This window comes from Paenibacillus sp. R14(2021), assembly GCF_019431355.1.
Lineage (GTDB): Bacteria > Bacillota > Bacilli > Paenibacillales > Paenibacillaceae > Paenibacillus_Z.
In genome coordinates this window covers 2,654,261-2,676,733 of the sequence record NZ_CP080269.1, presented here as the reverse complement: position 1 = coordinate 2,676,733, position 22,473 = coordinate 2,654,261, and the positions used below count along the sequence as shown (strand labels likewise).

Sequence of the window (22,473 nt, the reverse complement as noted above, 5' to 3'; positions counted from 1 at the left end):
ACGCATTCCACAAGTGGAGGTAGAAGCAGATATGAAGAAGACGTTTATGGGGACGGCGGGATTGGCGCTTATCGCGCTTACGGTGGTAGTGACAGGATGCGGTGCGAAGCAAGAGGCAGACGAGGCAAGCGCAGGAAGCAACGCGAAGGCGAATAATTCGGCGAATGCAGCAAATATCGCGGCAGAGGTAAAGAAAATCATCGTCGGCACGGGGACGCAGTTCCCGAAGGTGTGCTTTCTGGACGAGAACGGCAAGCTGACCGGCTTTGACGTGGAACTGGTGAAGGAAATTGACAAGCGGCTGCCGGGCTACGAGTTTGAATTCCAAACGCTTGATTTCTCGAATCTGCTCCTCAGCCTGGAGACGAAGAAAATCGACTTTGTGGCGCATGAGATGGAGCAGAACCCGGACCGGGCCAAGAAATATTTGTTCAACAAAGAAGCTTACGCCCATTGGAAAACGAAAATCATCGCTCCGAAGGGAAGCGGCGCAGCCTTCAAGACGCTCGATGACTTGAAGGGCAAGAAGGTGCTGACGACCGCAACCAGCGCCGAAGCCACGTTGCTGGAAAACTACAACAAATCGCATGATAACGCGATTTCGATCGTGTACACGAACGGGGCGGCGAACGATACGGTGAACCAGCTGACGACAGGCAGGGTCGCGGCGACGCTCGGAGCCGACTTCACGCTGTCGCTCATTGATCCGCAGGGCAAGCTGGAATCCGTAGGGGACGCGCTGGAGGAAGCGGACGTTCAGTTTGTATTCCGCAAGGACGATCCGGATGAGCAGCAGCTTGCAGATGCCGTTGATGGTGCTTTGAAGGCGATCAAATCGGACGGCACGTTAAGCAAATTGAGCATTCAATGGCTGGGCGCCGACTATACCCAGCAATAGCGCTGAAGGAGGGAAAGGAAGATGGGAGAGAAGTTCGACATTAGCTACGTCTTCACGTTTTTCCCTAAACTCGCGGGTACGCTTCAGACCACGCTTCTCATAGTGGCGGGCGCGCTTGTTGTCGGCATCATCGTCGGGATTCTCGTTGCGCTGCCGCGCTTATACAGCGTTCCTGTGCTTCAGCGCGCATCCCAAGTGTACGCTTCCTTCTTCCGCGGTACGCCGATTCTGATCCAGCTCTTCCTGTTCTATTACGGCCTGCCCGAGATTCTGAAGCTGCTTCACTTGGATGTCAGCCGAGCCCCCGTGCTGTTCTTCGTCATCCTGACGTACGGGCTGCATACGGGAGCCTATGTATCCGAAACGATCCGCGCGGCCGTCACTTCGGTAGACCGGGGCCAAGTCGAAGCTGCATACGCGGTCGGAATGTCCGGCATTCAAGCGTTCACCCGGATCGTCTGGCCGCAAGCGCTGGCGATTGCCGTACCTGTGCTCGCGAATGTTATTCTCGGGCTCCTGAAGGACACATCGCTCGCCTTTACGCTCGGCGTCATGGAGATGACGGGAAAGGCGCAGTCGCTCGCGACGCTTACGAATCATTTTGTCGAGAGCTATATTTCGCTGGCGCTGATTTACTTGGTGATCAGCTTCGCGCTGGAGCGGCTTCTGCTGGCATTCGAACGAAAGCTGCTGAGGCACGAGGTTCGAGTCATCGATGCGTATCCCGTGTTCAGACGCGATAAATCCCGAGGGCTGCGTCAATTGTTCGCGCGACATGCACGGTTCAGAGAAGAGGTGCAGAAATCATGAAGCTGGATCCATCTTTTATCTGGACGGCGTTAATTGAGCTGCTGCCCGCGATCCCGACCACGCTGCTCGTTACGGCAGTATCCGTTCTCTGCGGATTCGTAATCGGTACGGCCGTTGCTCTTATCCGCATGTATAAAGTGCCGTTGCTGTATCCAGCCGCTGTAGCTTATGTGACGGTCATACGGGGCACGCCGATGCTGACGCATCTGCTCATCATATATTTCGGTCTTCCGCTCATCATTGACGGCATCAGCTCGCTCCTTGGTCTTGGATTCCGGTCGTCATCGATCCCGATGATCGACTTCGCTTTTATCGCGTTTTCCATTACGGCGGGCGCCTACATGTCGGAGGTCGTGCGATCCGGTCTGCTCGTCGTGAACCGCGGTCAGATCGAAGCGGCCTATTCCGTCGGGATGTCCACGCCCCAAGCGCTCCGACGCATCGTATTTCCGCAGGCTTTCGCAGCCAGCATTCCGAACCTGGCGAATTCGGTTATCGGCATGCTGCATGCGTCGACGCTCGCTTTTACCGTATCGGTCGTTGAAATTAATGCAAAAGCGCAGATCGTGGCATCCACCAACTGGAAGTTTTTCGAGGCTTATCTGGCAGCTGCCGTTATTTTCTGGGGACTTACGGTCTTGATTGAACGCTTAGCCGCGCTTCTGGAGAAACGCATTAATTCCTACAATCGAGGTGGAGTCGCATGATCAAGTTAACCGGTATTTCCAAATCGTTCGGCAGGCAGCAGGTGCTGCGAAGCATTGATCTGCAGGTCATGAAAGGCGAGGTCGTCGTCATTCTGGGGCCGAGCGGCTCCGGCAAGACGACGCTGCTGCGCTGCATTAATTATCTGGAGCGGCCAAGCGAGGGCAAAATCGCAATCGGCGAATTCGAGGTTGATTACAGCGGCATCCACAAGCGGGAAATTCATGCGCTGCGGAGCAAAACGGCGATGGTGTTCCAGCACTATAATCTGTTCAAGCACAAGACGGTGCTGGAGAACGTTATGGAAGGCCTCGTTGTCGTGCAGAAGATGCCAAAGGACGCGGCTCGCCGAAGAAGCATCGAGGTGCTCCAGAAGGTTGGCCTCGGGGAAAAGCTCGATGCGTACCCCAGCATGCTCTCAGGCGGACAGCAGCAGCGCGTTGGCATCGCAAGGGCGCTTGCCCTTAATCCGGAGGTTATCCTGTTCGATGAACCTACTTCGGCTCTCGATCCCGAGCTTGTCGGTGAAGTGCTCGCAGTTATCCGCAAAATCGCGCAGGAAGGCATCACGATGATCGTCGTGACCCACGAGATGGGCTTTGCCCGCGATGTCGCGAACCATGTGGTTTTCATGGATGGCGGCGTTATCGTCGAGGAAGGTCCGCCGGCGGAGATTTTCAACAAACCGAAGGAAGAGCGGACGCAGCAGTTTCTGAAACGAATCATGCCTGAGCCGGCTTATTTTATATAAGGATGAACGGGAGGAAACACGGATGGGGATTACGTTAAGCATATTGGATCAAACGCCGATATTCCCAGGTGAAACGGCGCCGGAGGCCTTTCGTCATACGATTACGCTTGCCCAGCGAGCCGAGGCACTTGGCTATCGGAGGTTCTGGGTATCGGAGCATCACGATTCGAACTTTGTCGGCGGCTCGTCGCCGGAAGTCTTAATCGCACATCTGCTGGCCAAAACGGAACGGATCACGATCGGCTCCGGCGGTATCATGCTGCAGCACTATAGTCCGTATAAGGTTGCTGAAAATTTCAACGTGCTTGCTTCGCTGGCGCCAGGCCGCGTCGATCTTGGCATCGGGCGGGCACCCGGCGGGCTGCCGCGTTCGACGCAGGCGCTGCAGCGCGGCGTTCAAGACCCTCCCACCTTGACGGAGAAAATCGTCGAGCTGGAGCAGTTCATTCACGACAAGCTGGAGGCGGATCATCCGCTTGCAGGCTTGAAGGCTACTCCGCTGCCTGAGACTGCACCGGAGCTGTACGTGCTCGGAACGAGCGTGGCCAGTGCTGAAATCGCAGCAAGTCACGGTTTGCCCTATGTATTCTCGCAGTTCATTAACAGCGACGAGGAAGTTGCCCTGCAAGCCTTCGCGGCTTATCGCGCGCAGTTTAACGAAGCTCATGGCCGCAGGCCGGAAGCGATCTTCGCCTTGTCTGTCATCGTCGCCGGGTCCGACGAGGAAGCGGAGCAGTTGGCGGGCGACCAAAAGCTCGTCAAGATCCATCTGGCAAGCGGGCGAACGCTTACTGTTGCAACGATTGAACAGGCCGAAGAATACGGCAAGCAGTCCAATGAGAAATACCGTATCGAGGTGAAGGCTCCGGAAATCACGAAAGGCGCCAAAGAAACAGTACGCGACCGCTTACTTGAACTGCAGCGGAAGTTCGGCGTCGAGGAATTTATCGTAACGACGGCGGTGCCTGATTTTCAGAAACGGCTTCGTTCGTTCGAGCTGCTCAAGGAAGCTTTTGCCGAGGTATCGGTATCAATATAGCTTGGGAGGGAACATCGTGAGTGATGAATGGCCGGTAGATTTCACGCAGGATCTGCAGCAGCAGCTGATTGCCATAAGACGGCGGCTCCATCAATATCCGGAGCTCTCGCATGAGGAGTATGAGACAACGGCTGCCATTCGGCGCTGGCTGGAAGAGGCGGACATTCGGATCTGCAGCTATGAGCTGAAGACCGGCATCGTCGCTGAGGTTGGCGGACTGCTGCCGGGGCCGATCGTCGCCATTCGAGCGGATATCGATGCGCTGCCGATTCAGGAGGAAACAGGGCTGCCGTTCGCTTCGCTGGCGGCCGGGAAGATGCATGCTTGCGGTCACGATTTTCATACGGCGGCTGTTGTTGGAGCGGCGCTGCTGCTGAAGCAGCATGAGGATCGGCTGAGAGGGACGGTCAGGCTGCTGTTCCAGCCTGCAGAGGAGAAAGCGAAAGGCGCCAGAGCGCTCATTCAAGCAGGCGCATTGGACGGTGTCAGCGCCATATTCGGTATGCACAACAAGCCGGATCTGCCTGTTGGCACGGTGGGCATTAAGGAAGGGGCGATCATGGCGGCCGCAGACGGATTCGTCGTGGAAATCACAGGTCTTGGTTCACATGCGGCGGTGCCGGAGGCAGGGATTGATCCAATTGTTGCGGCTGCGCACATTGTAACCGCCCTACAGTCGGTCGTCAGCCGAAATATTGGACCGCTGCAAAGCGCGGTTATCAGCGTGACGCAATTGCACAGCGGCACAACCTGGAATGTCATTCCGGAGAAAGCTGTGCTCGACGGTACGATCCGAACCTTCGATGAGCATGTGCGAGCGCATGTGCTCGAGCGGTTCAGAGAAGTCGTCCAAGGCGTCGCGGCGGCATACGGAACGACTGCGGAGATTCGTTGGATTCAAGGTCCGCCGCCGGTTATCAATGACGCGTCGCTCGTACCGCTTGCACTTGCGGCTGCGGAGGAATCGGGACTGCGCGCAGTGGAGCCGGTGCCTTCTCCAGCAGGGGAGGATTTTGCCTGGTACCAGCGGGAGGTACCGGGGGTGTTCGTCTTCATGGGGACCTCGGGAAGCCGTGAATGGCATCATCCTGCGTTCGATCTCGATGAAGCGGCGCTTGCTCCGAGCGCGAGATTCTTCGCCCATTTGGCTGGGAAGGCATTGCTGGAACTATCGTAAACGAAACGAAATAGGGAGGGTTTGGCATGACGGAGCTTCAAATCGAGACGCTGCTGTTTGACTATTCGCTGCTTCCTCAGCAGCTGGCGAATGCCGTATCCGAATTAAATGAGGATCAGCTCAGATGGAAGGCGGCTCCTGGCGTATGGAGCGTGACGGAAGTGCTGTCGCATTTGACGGACCATCATATCGTCGTCGGGTTTCGGATCCGGGAGCTGCTGTCGGGTTCGACAGCTGTTTTGCCGGCGTTCAGCCAGGATCCGTGGGTAGCGGCTTCCCATGCCAATGAGGGGGATGCAAGCGACATTCTGGCATTTTACGAGGCGTATTCGGCCTATAATTTGCAGCTACTGAAGCGTCTGCATCCCGAAGATTGGGCGAAGAAGGGCATTAATTTCAAGGGAGAGACCGTCACGCTTCGCGAGATCGTCTGGGGCTTCATCAAGCATGTGCATGTGCATCTCGCTCAGATCGAGCGCATTACATCCGCGTACGTCGTGGTATAGGAGGAGATTATCGATGAGCAAATCCCGTAGACAGTTGAAACTAGGTGCGCTTCTGCACGGTGTGGGCGGCAATCCCGCCATGTGGCGCCATCCGGAGACGCTGCCGGATGCCAGCGTGAATTTTGAATTATACAAGAGCTGGGTGCAGAAGGCGGAAGCAGGCAAGCTGGATCTAATCTTCATCGCGGACGGCTTGTACATTAACGAGAAGTCGATCCCTCATTTCCAAAATCGATTCGAACCGATCTCGCTTCTGAGCGCGCTTGCCTCGGTCAGCCGCAAAATCGGACTCGTCGGTACGTTGTCGACCTCGTACAGCGAGCCGTTTACGGTTGCGCGTCAATTCGGCTCGCTGGATGTGCTGAGCGGCGGGCGCGCAGGCTGGAATATCGTCACTTCTCCGCTGGAAGGCTCGGCGCTGAACTACGGCAAGAAGGAGCACCCCGAGCATGATCTTCGCTACCAGATCGCAACGGAGTATCTGGCTGTAACCCGCGGGCTGTGGGATTCCTGGGAAGACGATGCGTTCGTGCGGGACAAAGAGGCGGGTATCTTCTTCGATACGGAGAAGGTGCATGCGCTGAACCATGAAGGCGAATTCTTCTCGGTCAAAGGGCCGCTTAATATTGCGCGTTCCAAGCAGGGACAGCCGGTGATTTTCCAAGCCGGGTCCTCCGAAGTCGGCAAGAATTATGCGGCGAAGGAAGCGGATGCGATCTTCACGGGCCATGAGAACATCGAGGAGGCGGTCGCCTTCTATGCGGATGTCAAAGCGCGTGCCGTCTCCTTCGGCCGTTCGTCGGAGGAAGTGCTGATCTTTCCGGGGATCGGTCCCATTGTGGGCGCGACGGAGGAGGAAGCGGAACGCAAGTACCAAGAGGTCGCAAGTCTCGTCACGATCGAGACGGCGCTTCAATATTTGGGCCGGTTCTTCGAGCACCATGATTTCACCCAATATCCGCTCGACGAGCCGTTCCCGGAGCTCGGCGATCTGGGGCGCAACAGCTTCCAGAGCGGCACGGACAAGATCAAGCGGGATGCGAAGGAACGTAATCTGACCCTGCGGCAGGTAGCGCTCCAAGCGGTTACGCCAAGAGGGAATTTCATCGGCACGCCGGAGAAAGTCGCCGATCTCATCGAGGAATGGTTCGTCCGCGGCGCGGCGGACGGCTTCATGCTGGCGGAGGCCGTTCCGAACGGACTGGTGGATTTCATAGACCACGTCGTGCCGATCTTGCAGCAGCGCGGCCTGTTCCGGGAGGAATATGAAAGCGACACATTACGCGGCAATCTCGGCTTAGCCATCCCGGCAAACCGCTATACAAAGGAAAAAGCGCCGATTCAATAAGCAGACAGCGGCGCTGATCGCTAAACGCAAAAAAGGCAGTTCCATCAGGTCATCGACCTGAGGGAACTGCCTTTTAATTTTGTTCGCTTGAAGGGTTCATCCATAAAGCAAAAGCAACCTCTCTTACAGGGAGGCTGCTTTTGCTTTGAGGTCGAGGCGGTAGCCTTTGACGAGGGTTTCACCATTCATGATGTCGGTATTGAAGGCGCGCACGAAGCCCAGACTTTCGTAGAGGCTGACGGCGGAGGCCATGATGTCCGAGGTATGGAGATGCAGCCAGTCCGCGCCGAGCAGGACGGATCTTGCGTCACTAATGACGTACTTCCGTAAGCGACTCGGCAGCGATGGTATTCAAGAAGTGAATGAATGGATTGCCATTGAAGAGGCTAAGAAACAGGCGAGTGATCAAGGCTCCGGTGACAACGACTCAAGCGGCGGCAGCGACGCAAGGAGCGCAAACGGGAGTCTCCCGAATCTGACCACCGAACCGCCTCTTTATCAAGGAAAGCTGCTCCTTGACGCTACTTGCTCCCCCGCCGACATGGCCTACCCAACTGACCTGTCGTTGTTCAATGACGCGCGCGAATAGCTGGAAACCATCATCGACCTGCTTCACGAGCCTAAGTGTGGAAAGATGACAAAACCGCGCACCTACCGGGAAAAAGCAAGGAAGGCGAACCTTGCCGTGTCCAACCAGCTGCGTGTAAAGCGGGGCACGATGCGCAAAGCGATTGGAAAGCAACTGCGATTCGTTGCGCGTAACTACGCACACCTGTCTCGTCGTAACTTTCCCTAGTCCTTCGAGAATTTTCAAAGACGTTTTGCCTGTTGAGTTAGAAATTCGTGGAAAAAGTGATTGACGATTCAACACTGTTGAATTAAAATTAACAATATACAAAATATAGGAAGTTAATTCAACTTAGATGAATCATATAACCGAATAGGAGGGCTGTAAGGGTTTGTGAAAAGGACGTACAAAAGTAGAAAAGATGTGAGCAAATATGAAGCATGAATCAGCTGAGGTTGTCATTATTGGCGGTGGAATTATCGGTATGGCGATCGCCTACTACACAGCAAAGCTTGGTATGGAAGTGGTTGTCGTTGAACAAGGAGAGATTGGTGGTGGAACATCCTCGAAGTGTGACGGCAATATTCTGGCGATTGACAAGGATCCTGGCTTTGATAGCCAGATGTCATTAAAGTCACAGGAGTTAATTTCTGCATTGGTTCATGAGTTAGATGAAGAATTTGAGTATCGGGCACCTGGCAGCATCTTGGTGTGTGAAAGTGAAGAAGAGATGATTGCGGCCGAGCGTTGGGTACGTCGGCAACAGGAAGCGGGACTTTCCTTTAAAATGCTCGACCAGAAGGATCTTCGTGATGAATGGCCGTACATGGCAAGCGATTTATTAGGCGGACTGGAGTGTGCGACCGACTCAACCGTAAATCCCGTTCTGCTGACGTATTCATTAGCTGCTACGGCACGACGGTATGGTGCTCGCTTGTTGACGCATACAGAGGTATTTTCGATCTTGTTGGATGAAAAACGACGTGCATGCGGTGTAGAGACCTCCAAGGGCACTATTTATGCGAATCATGTGATTGTTGCAGCAGGCGTTTGGACAAAAAAAATAATAGGTTCAATTGGGCTGGACCTTCCAATTGAACCACGTAAGGGTCATATCCTTGTCGCGTCACGGTCCACGAATATTGGAAAACGAAAAGTGATGGAGTTCGGATATTTAATTAGTAAATTCGGAGGCAAGCGTAAGGTAGATCCGGAGATTGAGAAATACGGAATTGCGCTCGTATTTGAGCCAACGGCCTCTCAAAACTTTTTAATCGGGTCGAGCAGACAATTTGTCGGTATGAATACGAGAGTGGACCAGCATGTCATTCGATTAATAGCAGAACGGGCGATCCGCTTTTTCCCCGTTATCGAGCATATTCCTATGCTGCGAACCTACGCTGGTCTACGTCCATGGACGCCTGACCATTTACCGATTGTAGGGCATGTTGATGAAGTACCCGGCTTATATGTAGCCGCCGGCCATGAGGGCGACGGAATTAGCTTGGCTGCTGTCACTGGCAAACTGGTGAGTGAAATGCTTTGCGGTGTTCCGACCTGTATTCCTGCCTTGCCTTTGCGTTATGACCGCTTTAATAGCGGCATGGTTCACCAGGAGGTACTTATATGAGGTTATCTAAAATTGTAACTACAATTGATACGCATACCGGTGGAAATCCAACTCGTACAGTAACAAGCGGTGCTCCTGTTTTAATCGGTAAGTCGATGACGGAGAAGATGGTCTATATGTCCGAACATCACGATGCATTTCGGCAGAGATTGATGTTTGAGCCTCGTGGTCATGAAGTGATGTCGGGTTGTATTCTTACAGAACCCTGTCATCCTGATGCTGATATTGGAGTGGTTTTTATTGAAACGGGCGGGTACTTACCCATGTGCGGTCACGATACAATTGGCGTTTGTACTGCGTTAATAGAAGGCGGAATCTTCCCGGCTGACAAGGATATGCTTCTGCTTGATACACCTGCAGGACTTGTGGAGGCTAGGCTGAGCATTGAGAACGGTAAAGTAAAGAGAGTGACGTTTACCAATATTCCATCTTTTCTCTACCAGAAGGATTTGAACGTTCAAGTCGATGGACTGGGCGAAATCGTACTTGATATTGCTTATGGCGGTAATTTCTATGGTTTGGTAGATGCGCGGGATTTAAACCTGCCCTTGCGACCGGAAAATGCTTCCAGCATTATAAGTCTAGCCGTTCAAATTAGAAATGCAGTCAATGAAAAATATGATATCGTACATCCTGAGATACCAGTGATTCAAGGCTTGACACATATCGAATTTTACAGTAATCCAGTTTCATCATGGGCACATTGTCGTAATACGGTAGTTGTTCCTCCTGGTGGAATTGATCGTTCGCCATGCGGTACAGGTACTTCTGCAAAGGTTGCGGTCTTATATTCTAAGGGCGAACTTGGGTTGAATGAGGAATTTGTGCACGAGAGTATTGTAGGCTCCTTGTTTCATGCCAGAGTATTAAAGGAAACACATGTTGGAACACTCCCAGCAGTTGTTCCTCAAATATCAGGGTCTGCGTGGATCACTGGTTTCCATCAATTTGCTTTTAATGAACAGGATGAACTGAAAAACGGTTTTTTTCTTCTTTAGCATGATGGAAGTACTCTATATTTAGGAGGCAGAGATGGAAATAAGCAAATGGTATTCGGCCATCGATATGCATTCGGGCGGAGTGCCGGTTCGCATTGTTACTGGCGGCTTGCCACAGGTGCCAGAGGCCTCACAGAATGAGCGGGCCGAATACTTCGCAGCTCATTTTGATCAAGTGCGCCAGTTATTAATGGCAGAGCCTCGCGGCCATCATGGTATGACAGGTGTAATTGTAACAACTCCTGTCAGAAAGGACTCACATTTCGGTCTATTGTTCATGAATAATGAAGGTTTTGCTCCAATCAGTGCATCTGGTATTGTAGCCATGGTAACCGCTTGGCTGGAATCAGGGCAGATTAATCAGGAAGAAGCAGTACGTGGAATTCGTATTGACTGTGAATCCGGCCTTATTACCGCTTATGCCGATTGTGAAGGCAACGAGTTAAAGTCAGTCACTGTGGAGGGTGTTCCGAGCTTTGTCATTGCTAAGAACCTAACTGTTATGGTTAATGGCATAGCATTTACAGTGGATGTAGCCTACAGTGGGGCGTTTTATGTAGTCGTCGATGCAAAAACTTTCGGGGGAATTACAACTTCATTATCCGAGATGCAGTATTGGGGCAGTTCGATTCGCCTGGCAGTGGAAACCGTTGTTCATGCTGTGCATCCAAATAAAGTGTTCATTCATGGTATACATGGGGTATTTATGTATGAATCCGTGATCGAAGATTCTTTAGAGCGTCATTTTCGAGCTGTTACTATTCTTGCAGATGATCAGTGTGACCGATCACCCGGAGGTACTGGAACATGTGCGCATGTAATGGTTATGTTCGAGCGAGGAGAACTTATGCCGAATGAAAAGGTAATCTATAGTGGGATTGCTGGTGCTAAAGCAACGTGTACCTTAATTACTTCTGGTAGTGATCAACAAATCTCAATTACACCAAGATATAAAGCAGATGCTTATTTATTAGGTTGGATGAATTTTGTTCTGGATCCTTCGGATCCTTTTTCCAAGGGTTTTCTATTAAGATAGTTATTCATTTGAAAATTATTTTTTGAATATTCAAAAAAATGAGAGGGGATTATGATACATGGCACGTTTTGAAGGTGTATATGTCGCGATTGTTACTCCATTCACATCCACATTTGAGGTTGATTATAAACGATTAGCAGAACTGTGCGATTGGCTGATTCAACAAGGTGTACATGGTCTGGTGCCTACAGGTTCGCTTGGGGAATATGCGACGATGTCCAACGAAGAACGCGCAAAAGTGGTTGAAACCGTTATTGCTGCATCTGCAGGACGTGTGCCGGTTGTTGTTGGTTCTGCTTCTCCTTCAACTGGGCAGGCTGTTGCCTGGGTACGGCATGCGAAAGAAACAGGAGCAGCAGGGGTCATGGCGTTACCACCTATTAACTATAAGCCATTGGAGCATGAAGTAATTGCACATTATGAGGCGCTAAGTACCGTTGGACTACCAATCATTGCCTACAATAATCCTCATGATTATAAAGTAGATTTGACACCTGATCTACTAGCAAGACTATCCCAAATTGAAAATGTTGTAGCAGTCAAAGAGTTCTCTGGCGACATCCGTCGTGTTCATGAGATTTTGGAAAAAACGAATTTAGAGGTCATGATTGGTGTAGATGACCTTGCAATGGAAGGACCATTATTCGGAGCTACAGGCTGGATTTCCGGTGTTCCGAATGCATTACCGAAGGAAGGTGTAGAGCTCTTTAAGCTTGCACGAGAAGGTAAGCTTAAAGAGGCTAAAGAGCTTTACCGCCATCTGTTACCGCTGTTCCATTATGATGCAAGCCCGCAGCTTGTTCAATCCATTAAGTACATGATGGAATTAGCCGGATTCCCAGTCGGCCCAACACGCCCGCCGAGATTACCGCTACCTGCAGCAGACTATGAAGCAATCAAAAAGGCTTACGAGTTCGCAGTTCAACGTTAATAGCCATTATGAATTAATAACGACACAAGGAGGAGATTCATGCATGCTGAGCAGCCAAAACTGGATCGGAGGCGAGTGGGTGACTCCGAATGCAGGTACAATTGTCATAAAGAATCCGTCGAATCTGAACGAGGAGGTCGGCGTGCTGCATTTATCTGATGCATCTCATGTAAGGCAAGCGGAGGATGCGGCTAGTACGGCATTCAATAGTTGGTCCCGTCAGACAGGAGCGGTAAGAGCGAGCCATCTTTATAAAATGGCAGCTGCTCTGGAAGTGAAACTTGATGACCTCGCTATGATCGCAAGTAAGGAGATGGGTAAACCTATCACCGAAATGCGCGGAGAAGTGATGCGCGGTGTTAACCTCCTTCGGTATTATGCTGCCGAAGGTGTTCGGGCCAATGGACAGGTCATTCCATCCAGCGAGGCAGATGTACTTCAATTTACGAAGAGAACGCCTCTTGGTGTTGTAGGCATTATCACACCATGGAATTTTCCAGTCGCTATTCCAATTTGGAAAATAGCTCCTGCACTGATTTGTGGAAATACGGTCATATGGAAGCCGGCGGAATTTGCCTCACTGACAGCAAGCAAAATGGTGGAAATTTTCGCTGCTGCTGGATTACCGGAGGGGACGTTAAATCTCGTAATAGGCAAGGGAAGTAAAATAGGTGATGTATTGCTGGAACAAGTTACACTTCATGCCGTCAGTTTCACGGGATCTACCGCTACGGGGCAGCATGTTGCCGAAGTATGTGCCCGAAGAAATATAAAATACCAAACCGAGATGGGCGGTAAGAACGCAGCAATCGTGTTAAATGATGCCAATCTGGATAAGACAATCTCCATGATTATTAGCGGTGGATTCCGCTCTGCTGGACAAAAATGCACTGCGACAAGTCGGATTATTGTCGAGAATGGGATTTACGACCGTTTCGTCGAGATGTTAATTAAGGCAATGTCATCTGTTAAAATGGGTGATTCACTCGATTCCTCCGTCTACTTGGGACCAGTTGCTTCTGAAAGCCAACATAAATCTGTCATGTCGTATGTGAACCTAGCCCGGGAACAAGCAGAGATTGTTGTTGAGGGGGGTCGATCGGAAAGTATAAATGAAGGCTACTACATCCGCCCACTCGTAGCAGCGAGTGTAGATGTAAATCATCCATTAGTACAAGAAGAAATTTTTGGTCCAGTCGCGACCCTACTTAAGGCCTCTGATTTCGAGGAAGCAATTTCACTCTGCAATCGAACCGTATTTGGCTTAAGTGCTTCATTATTTACGAGCGACTTATCTTATGCTCATCGTTTTCTTGATGAAGCTCAAGCAGGCATGGTACGGGTGAATCAAGAGACGGCAGGTGTCGAATACCAGGCTCCATTTGGAGGCGTGAAAATGTCCAGTTCGCATTCCCGAGAGCAAGGCCAAGCCGCTTTAGATTTTTACAGTGAAATTAAAACCTGCGCAGTTAGTTACGCCTAAGAGAGGTTCGATGATGAAGGAATCCTCATTCATTGTATGCCGCTGCGAAGAAGTAACGATGGAACAATTGGAATCGGCGTATCAGTCCGGCTGCTGTACGTCTCGTCAATTGAAAATGAAGACAAGGGCCACAATGGGGGCATGCCAGGGACGCGTATGCAGGAGATTAATTGAGACTTGGTTGTATGAACATGATCCAAAAGCGTCTCCTAATGCGGAATTGCTATCCTGCCGCCCGCCAATTCGACCAATAACATTCGGCTGCTTAGCAAAGGGTGAATCTTAGATGGAACGAATACTGGATCATCCCATTTTGGGAAGAAGGAAGTTTCAAGAACAGGTCACCTACTCCTATAACGGGAAACAAATGTGTGGCTATCGAGGTGAGCCCATTGCTGCAGCGCTATTGGCAGAAGGGGTTCGTATTCTGCGCAAACATGAAGAATCCGGTAGTGCAAGGGGCTTCTATTGCGCAATTGGACATTGCATGGAATGTCGACTAATGGTTCAGGGGAGAGGCATTGTACGTTCATGTCTCATTCCACTTGAGCAAGGAATGATTATTAATGAGGGGCAACAGCTTCCAAACGAGATTACTGGGAGGAAGCTATCATGACAGAAGTCATACAACAGACCGATCTAATCGTCGTTGGTGCAGGTCCAGCAGGATTATCAGCTGCAAATAGAGCGGCGGAGTTTGGTTTGCAGGTGACGGTTATTGATGAGTTTCCAGAGCCGGGAGGCCGTATGCTAGGACAATTCCACGAAGAAGGCGGGCATTGGTGGGTCGGCAAAAAGATAGCTGATGAGTTGATTGCAGAAGCTATTGGGCATGGGGTTCGCATTCATTGTGGTGTTTCCGTGTATGGGATGCTTCAGGTGGACGGCAGATGGGAGGTCTCCACCTCTAAAGGTGCTATATTTGCGCCCCGTGTGCTGCTTGCAACCGGTGCGGCGGAAATACCTATGCCATTGCCAGGGTGGACACTGCCGGGGGTAATGTCTATAGGCGCTGCTCAAGTCATGACAAATGTGAATTTTGTTAAGCCTGGCAGAAGAGGACTTATTATCGGGATTAATGTCCTCGCAATGGCTATTGCCAGGGAACTTTCAGTAAGCGGTGTTTCTTTAACAGGGATTGTACTTCCGCCAGCCGGACCTTTAGCAGGAACGGCCGCTCAACCCAAAACGAATCTTCGATTGCTAATGGGCTTGTCCCACCTTGCTCCTTCACAGTTACTTAGGTGGGGCGGTAAAATTGCAGTCGCTTGCCGTCTTACAAACCTAATTGCAAAATTCTATCCTAAGAAGGGGATTCGCATGTGGGATATCCCGCTTCGAATGCGAACCGCTGCATTGTCGATTAATGGGAATGAACGAGTCGAATCTGTTACACTTGCCCATGTCAACTCACAAGGTGAAATAATAGAAGGCAGTCAGTGGGAAGAGAAAGTAGATTTCGTAGCTCTAGCCGGTGGGCTTTATCCACTGGCTGAGCTTACCTCGGTGGCAGGCTGCCCTTTTATTTACACACCAGAGCTTGGCGGCCATATACCACTGCATAGCGAACAGATGCGAACCCCTGTTAAGGGTTTATACGTAGCCGGTAATATTACTGGCGTAGAAAGTGCATTAGTGGCGATGTCACAAGGTCGACTAGCCGCGGCTTCCATCTGCTATGACGCTTCCGTGCTCGGCGACGATGGTGAACTGAAAGTAGTTGAAGCAATGGAGGAAGTTAACCATATTCGGACTACAGCGCTGATCCAATTTCATCCGGGTATAACGGAGGCAAGACGAACGATTTACGGTATGTGGAAGGAAACCTTTGGAGTTGGAGTGTGAAGAACGTATGGCTGTTAATGTGGGGAGCAGTACAAACATTATTATTCGGCTGGAAATGGATAAGCAACAAATCACTTTCGGGCAGATCATAACAGCCATTGGTGAAACAGGCGGTGAGATTCTCGCGGTTGATGTAAGTGGAACCTCGAAGCAGATGATGATTTATGACTTGACTATTTGTGTAAACTCGAATTTAACCTCATCGATCGTAACGCAGATGAACGGGCTAGAAGGCCTTAAGGTGATTAATGTCTCGGATCAAACGATGCTCATGCACCTCGGGGGCAAGATAGAAGTAGCATCTAAAATACGCATTAAGAATCGTGATGATTTATCACGTGTATATACCCCAGGTGTTGCGAGAGTAAGTATGGCAATTCATGAGGACCCCTCTAAGGCCTATTCGCTTACCATTAAACGGAATACGGTTGCTGTTGTCTCTGACGGATCAGCTGTTCTTGGACTTGGTAACATTGGTCCGCTCGCGGCAATGCCAGTTATGGAAGGTAAAGCTATGCTGTTTAAGCAGCTTGCCGATGTCGACGCGTTCCCGATTTGTATCAATACGCAGGATACCGAGGAAATCATTGAGACGATTAAACGAATCGCGCCTGCCTTTGGTGGTATTAATTTGGAAGATATCTCATCCCCGCGATGCTTCGAGATTGAACGTCGGTTAATTGAGGAACTCGATATTCCCGTCTTTCATGACGATCAACACGGTACGGCAGTTGTATTATTGGCCGGTTTATACAATGCCGTTAAGCTGGTTGGTAAGCGGCTCTCGGATTGCAGCGTTGTGTTGTGCGGCGTTGGAGCAGCTGGATCGGCCTGCACGAAAATATTGCTGTCTGCAGGTGTAACCAACATTGTTGGCGTAGATCGATACGGTGCACTCGTTCGTGGACAACAATATGATTACGAGGCGTGGACATGGTATGCAGAGCATACGAATCCTTACTTAAAAACCGGGTCGTTGTCTGATGTGATTCATGGAGCGGACATTTTCATTGGAGTTTCGGGTGAAGGCGTTTTAACAGCGGCAGATGTAAGGAATATGGCGAAAGATCCTATTGTATTTGCAATGGCCAATCCGACACCGGAAATTCTTCCGGAAGAGGTTGAAGGTATCGTTAAAGTGATGGCTACTGGACGTTCGGATTACCCCAATCAAATCAATAATGTATTGTGCTTTCCGGGATTGTTTAGAGGGGTACTCGATTGCCGGGCATCACGTGTAACTGAATCCATGAAGCTGGCAGCTGCCAAGGCGATCGCTTCCGTTGTAAAAGAACATGAGCTGAATGAGAATTTCATTATTCCAAGTATTTTTAATCAAGAAGTGGTGGAGAAGGTACGTAAAGCTGTCATGGATGAGGCATATGAATCAAACGTTGCACGTCGACGTGATCTTCGTACGAGAGAAGTTTATCCTCTACCGACATGAGATCGAAGTATGGCTGAATCAAATGGATGACCGATCATTATAAATATCTGTGCATGTCTTGGAGGAGGGTCGTTAATGAATGTTCGTATCAAGCAAATAGAACGATTCATGGAGCGGGATAATCTAGATGTCGTTTTTATTACGTTTCCAAAGCATATTTACTATTTGACAGGTTATTACTCAGAACCTCACGAGCGCTTCTTAGGTTTGATCATTCCTAGAGGGGAAGAACCATTCTTGTTAGTGCCGGCTTTAGATCATGAATCAGCGGAGGCGGAGTCTTTAGTAAGTCGGATCTATTCTTATGCCGATACCGAAAATGCTTATAGCGTGTTGAAGCAATATCTGCCTCCAGTCAGACGTATGGGTGTGGAGAAAAATCATCTTACGTTAAAGCAATACGAGCTCTTATCAAGTATTACAGAAATTCAAACGGTTATTGATATTGAACCTCGATTAATCGCCATGCGAGCTCTCAAAACGGACGATGAATTGATCAGAATACGTCATGCAGTCCGTCTTGCAGAGCAGGTGCTTCAACAGGGGATAATGCGTATACAGGCAGGAATGAAAGAGTCGGAGATCGCTGCCGAAATTGACTATTTGATGATGAAAGCAGGCGTCACCCCAGCATTCCAAACAACCGTGCTATCTGGGGAGAGATCGGCACTTCCCCATGGTGCAACAGGAAACCGAATTGTTCAGCAGGGGGACCTGCTTCTATTTGATATGGGTGTTGCCGCTGATGGATATCTCTCTGATCTTACACGAACCTTTGTTATTGGGGACGCCAATGAGATGCAGGAGCATATTTATGAAGCCGTACTTCAAGCCAATTTAGAAGCTATTGCAGCAATTAAGCCCAACGTTCCTATGGCAGAGATCGACCGTGCTGCAAGACAATGTATCTCAAGCAAAGGGCATGGCCAATATTTTACACACAGGGTCGGACATGGGCTCGGAATTGAGATTCACGAATATCCTTCGGTGCATGGGGAGAATCAAGATCTACTGAAGGCCGGGATGGTCATTACAGTTGAACCAGGCATCTATTTGCCGGGTTTTGGTGGTGTTCGAATTGAAGATGATGTACTTGTTACTTCTAAAGGAGCGGAAGTTTTGTCATCATTCACTAAAACGTTAATGGTTCTCTGAGTACGAAATGGAAGGTCATGTTTACTAGAGCTTTGAGGTACATAGGTATTGTACCTCTTTTTCTATTATTTTCATTTCGAGTCACTCGACTTATATCATTTGACAATGATCGCTATCTATAGTTATTTTAAGTAAACTACCTTGAATACATTTCACACTTTAGGGGATCGATATCTGTGGAACTTGGCAGCAAAATTAGGAAAATACGCAAGGAGCAGAACCGCAGCCTGGAAGACATAGCGACGGTATGCGGATTTACAAGGAGTTTATTATCAAAAATTGAAAACGGGAAAACAGTCCCGCCAATTGGTACTTTGATAAAAATTGCAGAAGCGCTGGGAACGAAAATATCGATACTGTTAGACGATGAAGATCAAAATGGTACAGTTCGCACAACAATGGATACAACGCTTAAGAAGATGGTAAGAACCGACAAGGGCTATTCTTTCGCAGCAATTGCAGCAGAGAGACCGGAGAAGTTGATGCAGCCATTTTACTTTATCGCCCAGAAGGGGAAGACATACTCTAATATGCATTCTCATGTAGGGCAAGAATTTATTTATGTCATCGAAGGGACGATGATTTATACGGTGGGCAATGATTCGCATATGCTCGCGCCAGGGGATAGTCTTTACTTTGACTCCATCGAAAATCATACCTATACCCTCATTACCGATGAAGTGAAATACATTTCCGTATTCTGCTCGGATTCAAAGGCGTAAGAGCTTTCTCGCATGCTGTTCATTAATTGTGGAGGGGAAATCATATGCTGAATGTTTTGGTTGTAGATGATGAACCTAAACATCGTAGAGGACTTTCCAGAATGATAAAGGAACTGCGACCTGATTACGAAATACATAGTGCAATGGATGGGAAGGAAGCGCTTGAAACAATAGCTGCCCAACCTGTTGATATTGTGTTTACGGATATTGAAATGCCAGTAATGGATGGACTTCAATTTATTGAGTGTATGAACCGTCGAGGCGGGAATGAAAGCATTATTATTATGAGTGCTTACTCTCATTTTGAATATGCGCAAAGGGCCATTCAATTGGGAGCGATGGATTATTTGCTCAAACCGATCGAAGAGGAGAGGGTTAACCAGACGCTATTAAAAGCCGAGCAGAGAGTGAAAATAGAACGATCAGCCTCAATGGATACCCTTCTATCCAGAGTGTTTGAGGGTACGTCTTCTCGAGAGGATATCACATTCTTGGCTAAATGCTGCCCTGCTAGTGCAGGTATCGTGCAGGGAGCTGAGTTCTCTTCCAGCCAAGGTCCTAGCCATCTTGCCTCAATCCGAAGAGAAATAAAAGAGCGACTTGGACATGTATTTAAGGAAATGGGCTTTATGTATAACTTCTATGAGTCTGATCGGAAAGAGCTTTTGATCTGGATACTTACCACATGTGAGGACGATTCCTCTATTTTTCTACATACAAAATTCGACGAGTGGTTTCAACGGGTAATGAATAAGATTGCTGAAGACTTTAATATCGAATTGACGATAGGAGCGGGGGAGCCATTCCGATCTTGGGATCCGCTTCAGGTAAAAAGATCATATGAACTAGTACTTTTAGCAATCAAGTCGAAGTTTTATTACGGGTGTAATGTCTTCATTCCAGCGAACTTTATATCGGGACGAACCCCTTTTTCTATGGTTAAGCTTGATACAGGGGTGATGATGAGGGCCATTCAAGCGGGCGATAAGGAGACTGCGCTTAATAGTTTACGAGTCGCTATAGATCGAGTGCTTGAGAAGAGTCTGCCGTCGCCAGACAAATTAGTCCTATCCGTCGCGGCCTCAATCCATCATCTTCATGTGTGCTTATCAGAGAAGGGGCATGTGGTTAGTGATATCGTAACTCATGAAGAAGCGATTCTGAAAAGCAAAAGTTGGGCTGAATTATGGCATGCTGCACAATCATGGGTATTATCTCTTGCTAACCAACTAGATAATAAGAAGCAAAAAAGAAATGAATCTATTATTGATACTTGTAAGTCTTATATTGAAGGTCATTATGCTGAAGAATTATCACTAAGCACATTGGCTGAAAAGTTCCACTTTAATGCATCGTATTTCTGCATGCTTTTTAAGAACAATACCAACACAACTGTAAGTCAATTTATTATACAGACAAGGATGAACCGTGCCGCCAGTATGTTGAAGCAAACCTCACTAAAGGTTTATGAAATTGCAGCTATGGTCGGCTATAAGGATGTAAAATATTTCATTAGGCTCTTTCGAAAAGAGTATGGTGCAAGTCCAGATGAATTCCGTCATATTACCGCTACCCGATAAGGATGAGGTCAATTTGCATGCAAAAATGAAGCGATCGTGGTTTTTTGTGAAACGTCGAAGCTTCAGGTCGAAGCTTCTGATCTCCTATGCCTTGCTTGTACTGATTCCGATTTCAATCATGGGTACTAAATACTATTATGCCAGTAAAGGTTTTATAGAGAAATTTACCCGTGAAAACTTATATTCCATTGTAAAACAAAATAATGAGATCATTGATGCGGAACTCTCTAAAATTGAGGACAATAGTTTGGCAATGATCGGGGACCCTGTTCTATACGAGCAATATTTGAACGCCAATCCGAGAGATGAGTACGGCATGGTGACGATGGAAAAGAACGTTCGAAAAGCCTTGGAGAAATATTTGCCCGAGTCCTCTCAACTATACTCTTATCATTTACTTACGAGCTACTCTAACATTGGTAATTCAGCGTTCATTACGTATCAGACCTTCTCTCATACAAAGCTGTATCAAGCTGCGCTGGCTGGAAATGGTGCAATGAGATGGGTCCCTACATTTTCATTTCAGGATATGTTTGGAGCATTTGGGCAAGAGTCATCAACATCATCCAGCTACCCTAATCTCATGGCTGGAGTTAGGATGCTGAAATTATTTCAAATTAACAACAATGCTATTTCGGAATTAAGCGGCATAGCTGAGCCCCCTGTGTTGGTGATCACTTTTAAGCCAGAAATGTATACTGCTCGGTTCGAAAGTACGATGCCTTCCGACGGCGCCTCCTTCTTTATCGTAAGTCCACAAGGAACTTTTATCTCGGGCAGTGACAGTGAACAAGAAGGAAAAGATTTCAAGCCCCCATGGCTAGAGCAAATGAAGCGATTAAAAACGGGCGCAATTAAGGTAGAGCAAGATGGAAAAGCCTTGATCATCTGCTTTGATACATCTGAGGTCACGGGCTGGATATCGGGAATAATTGTATCTCCGAATATGTTAATAGATACTTTTATGCCTCAAATCACGTCCTACACCATTTATCTTGGACTCGCTTTGCTTCTTGTATCTTTAATTCTTGCTTTCTTTTTTGCGGAGTCGATCACACGTCCGATTAACCAACTCATCAAGGCAATTAAGAAAACGGGTGATGGTGATTTCGGTACACGTGTCCCAATAAGGGCTTATGATGAGATGGGTCACTTGATCCGTAAGTATAATCAGATGAATGAGAAGATTAATTCCCTGATTGAGGAGAACTACATCGTCAAGCTAAGAGAAAAAGAGACACAGATTATGTCACTCAATATTCAGCTTAATCCCCACTTTTTGTATAACACACTTAATATGATGAACTGGACAGCACTTGAAAACAATCAAAAAGAGTTAAGCCGCATGATTGTCAGTCTGTCTTCCATGCTCCAATATACGTCCGAGAATCATCAGGACATCGGAGAATTCCATGAGGATCTAAAATGGCTTCACAACTATTTCTATATTATTGATCAAAGATTCGAAGGAAAGTTTATTGTTCAATATGACATTAATCCAGAATTGTACCCATATACGGTCCCGAAGTTATTTCTACAGCCGTTTGTGGAAAATGCAATTATACATGGATTTGCTCACATTCATAGAGGTGGCATCATTCAGATTAGCGGTTATATGATCGATGGGAAGCGCTGCTTTACCGTGCAAGATAACGGGAAGGGAATCTCGTCTAAACAAATGAAACTCATTTTAAAGAGAGATAACAACTCCATTGGCATCCAAAATGTAGATAAGAGAATCAAGCTTATTTACGGCGAAAGTTTTGGGGTTACGCTGCACTCGGAAGTAAATAAGGGAACGACGGTGAACATTGTTTTGCCTTTGTAAAAACAAGTGAATATCC

Annotated in this window: 22 protein-coding genes and 1 pseudogene; 22 read left to right on the top strand and 1 reads right to left on the bottom strand. The window is 48.6% G+C overall.

The window, feature by feature from the left end; translation table 11 throughout:
- The first annotated feature begins 31 nt into the window (after positions 1–31).
- Genes KXU80_RS12480 through KXU80_RS12445 form a run of 8 tightly spaced genes read left to right on the top strand, consistent with a single transcriptional unit; the run spans position 32 to position 7,234 of the window.
- Positions 32–898 (top strand): transporter substrate-binding domain-containing protein, encoded by an 867-nt coding sequence (locus KXU80_RS12480; protein ID WP_219838514.1) that lies wholly within the window; start codon positions 32–34, stop codon positions 896–898.
- A 21-nt stretch (positions 899–919) separates the two neighbouring features.
- The gene (locus KXU80_RS12475; protein ID WP_219838513.1) at positions 920–1,708 is read left to right on the top strand and encodes an amino acid ABC transporter permease; all 789 of its coding nucleotides are present in this window, start codon (positions 920–922) and stop codon (positions 1,706–1,708) included.
- On the top strand, positions 1,705–2,415 hold the full coding sequence (locus tag KXU80_RS12470) for an amino acid ABC transporter permease (protein WP_219838512.1): 711 nt from the start codon (positions 1,705–1,707) through the stop codon (positions 2,413–2,415). Before KXU80_RS12475 ends, KXU80_RS12470 begins: the two co-directional genes overlap by 4 nt.
- Positions 2,412–3,164 (top strand): amino acid ABC transporter ATP-binding protein, encoded by a 753-nt coding sequence (locus tag KXU80_RS12465; protein ID WP_219838510.1) that lies wholly within the window; start codon positions 2,412–2,414, stop codon positions 3,162–3,164. Before KXU80_RS12470 ends, KXU80_RS12465 begins: the two co-directional genes overlap by 4 nt.
- 22 nt (positions 3,165–3,186) lie before the next feature.
- Positions 3,187–4,203, top strand: a complete 1,017-nt coding sequence (locus tag KXU80_RS12460) for an LLM class flavin-dependent oxidoreductase (RefSeq protein ID WP_219838509.1) — start codon at positions 3,187–3,189, stop codon at positions 4,201–4,203.
- A gap of 16 nt (positions 4,204–4,219) precedes the next feature.
- Complete coding sequence (locus KXU80_RS12455) at positions 4,220–5,380, top strand: amidohydrolase (RefSeq protein WP_258171370.1); 1,161 nt, start codon at positions 4,220–4,222, stop codon at positions 5,378–5,380.
- A 26-nt stretch (positions 5,381–5,406) separates the two neighbouring features.
- Positions 5,407–5,886, top strand: a complete 480-nt coding sequence (locus KXU80_RS12450; RefSeq protein ID WP_219838507.1) for a DinB family protein — start codon at positions 5,407–5,409, stop codon at positions 5,884–5,886.
- A gap of 13 nt (positions 5,887–5,899) precedes the next feature.
- Positions 5,900–7,234: an LLM class flavin-dependent oxidoreductase gene (locus KXU80_RS12445; protein ID WP_219838506.1), complete on the top strand. Its 1,335-nt coding sequence runs from the start codon at positions 5,900–5,902 to the stop codon at positions 7,232–7,234.
- Between the two features lie 123 nt (positions 7,235–7,357).
- On the opposite strand, the pseudogene KXU80_RS28020 reads toward KXU80_RS12445, so the two are convergent.
- Positions 7,358–7,537 (bottom strand): annotated as a pseudogene (locus tag KXU80_RS28020) (GNAT family N-acetyltransferase); the annotation flags it as partial.
- Between KXU80_RS28020 and KXU80_RS28450 the strand changes: the two are divergent.
- From KXU80_RS28450 to KXU80_RS12375, 14 genes are all read left to right on the top strand, one after another.
- Positions 7,485–7,823 carry a hypothetical protein gene (locus tag KXU80_RS28450; protein WP_219838505.1) on the top strand — a complete coding sequence of 113 codons (339 nt, stop codon included), beginning with the start codon at positions 7,485–7,487 and terminating at the stop codon, positions 7,821–7,823. The pseudogene KXU80_RS28020 and the gene KXU80_RS28450 sit on opposite strands and share 53 nt — an antisense overlap.
- Positions 7,824–8,235: 412 nt before the next feature.
- Positions 8,236–9,432: an NAD(P)/FAD-dependent oxidoreductase gene (locus KXU80_RS12435; RefSeq protein WP_219838504.1), complete on the top strand. Its 1,197-nt coding sequence runs from the start codon at positions 8,236–8,238 to the stop codon at positions 9,430–9,432.
- Positions 9,429–10,430 (top strand): proline racemase family protein, encoded by a 1,002-nt coding sequence (locus KXU80_RS12430; protein ID WP_219838503.1) that lies wholly within the window; start codon positions 9,429–9,431, stop codon positions 10,428–10,430. Before KXU80_RS12435 ends, KXU80_RS12430 begins: the two co-directional genes overlap by 4 nt.
- A 34-nt stretch (positions 10,431–10,464) precedes the next feature.
- Positions 10,465–11,466, top strand: a complete 1,002-nt coding sequence (locus tag KXU80_RS12425) for a proline racemase family protein (RefSeq protein WP_219838501.1) — start codon at positions 10,465–10,467, stop codon at positions 11,464–11,466.
- A 58-nt stretch (positions 11,467–11,524) separates the two neighbouring features.
- Positions 11,525–12,397: a dihydrodipicolinate synthase family protein gene (locus KXU80_RS12420; RefSeq protein ID WP_219838499.1), complete on the top strand. Its 873-nt coding sequence runs from the start codon at positions 11,525–11,527 to the stop codon at positions 12,395–12,397.
- Between the two features lie 46 nt (positions 12,398–12,443).
- Complete coding sequence (locus KXU80_RS12415) at positions 12,444–13,880, top strand: aldehyde dehydrogenase family protein (RefSeq protein ID WP_219839009.1); 1,437 nt, start codon at positions 12,444–12,446, stop codon at positions 13,878–13,880.
- A 10-nt stretch (positions 13,881–13,890) separates the two neighbouring features.
- Positions 13,891–14,166, top strand: coding sequence for a (2Fe-2S)-binding protein (locus KXU80_RS12410; RefSeq protein ID WP_219838497.1), 276 nt, complete (start codon positions 13,891–13,893; stop codon positions 14,164–14,166).
- Positions 14,167–14,496: a (2Fe-2S)-binding protein gene (locus KXU80_RS12405; protein WP_219838496.1), complete on the top strand. Its 330-nt coding sequence runs from the start codon at positions 14,167–14,169 to the stop codon at positions 14,494–14,496. It begins immediately after the preceding gene.
- A complete protein-coding gene (locus KXU80_RS12400; RefSeq protein ID WP_219838495.1) occupies positions 14,493–15,725 on the top strand; it encodes an NAD(P)/FAD-dependent oxidoreductase in 1,233 nt (410 codons plus the stop codon). The genes KXU80_RS12405 and KXU80_RS12400 overlap by 4 nt, the downstream gene beginning before the upstream one ends.
- A 7-nt stretch (positions 15,726–15,732) precedes the next feature.
- Positions 15,733–17,172: an NAD-dependent malic enzyme gene (locus KXU80_RS12395; RefSeq protein WP_219838493.1), complete on the top strand. Its 1,440-nt coding sequence runs from the start codon at positions 15,733–15,735 to the stop codon at positions 17,170–17,172.
- 75 nt (positions 17,173–17,247) lie between these two features.
- Complete coding sequence (locus tag KXU80_RS12390; RefSeq protein WP_219838491.1) at positions 17,248–18,327, top strand: M24 family metallopeptidase; 1,080 nt, start codon at positions 17,248–17,250, stop codon at positions 18,325–18,327.
- A 176-nt stretch (positions 18,328–18,503) separates the two neighbouring features.
- Positions 18,504–19,049: a helix-turn-helix domain-containing protein gene (locus KXU80_RS12385; protein ID WP_219838489.1), complete on the top strand. Its 546-nt coding sequence runs from the start codon at positions 18,504–18,506 to the stop codon at positions 19,047–19,049.
- 44 nt (positions 19,050–19,093) lie between these two features.
- The gene (locus KXU80_RS12380) at positions 19,094–20,629 is read left to right on the top strand and encodes a response regulator transcription factor (protein WP_219838487.1); all 1,536 of its coding nucleotides are present in this window, start codon (positions 19,094–19,096) and stop codon (positions 20,627–20,629) included.
- Positions 20,598–22,457 (top strand): cache domain-containing sensor histidine kinase, encoded by a 1,860-nt coding sequence (locus KXU80_RS12375; protein WP_219838485.1) that lies wholly within the window; start codon positions 20,598–20,600, stop codon positions 22,455–22,457. Before KXU80_RS12380 ends, KXU80_RS12375 begins: the two co-directional genes overlap by 32 nt.
- Positions 22,458–22,473 lie beyond the last annotated feature (16 nt).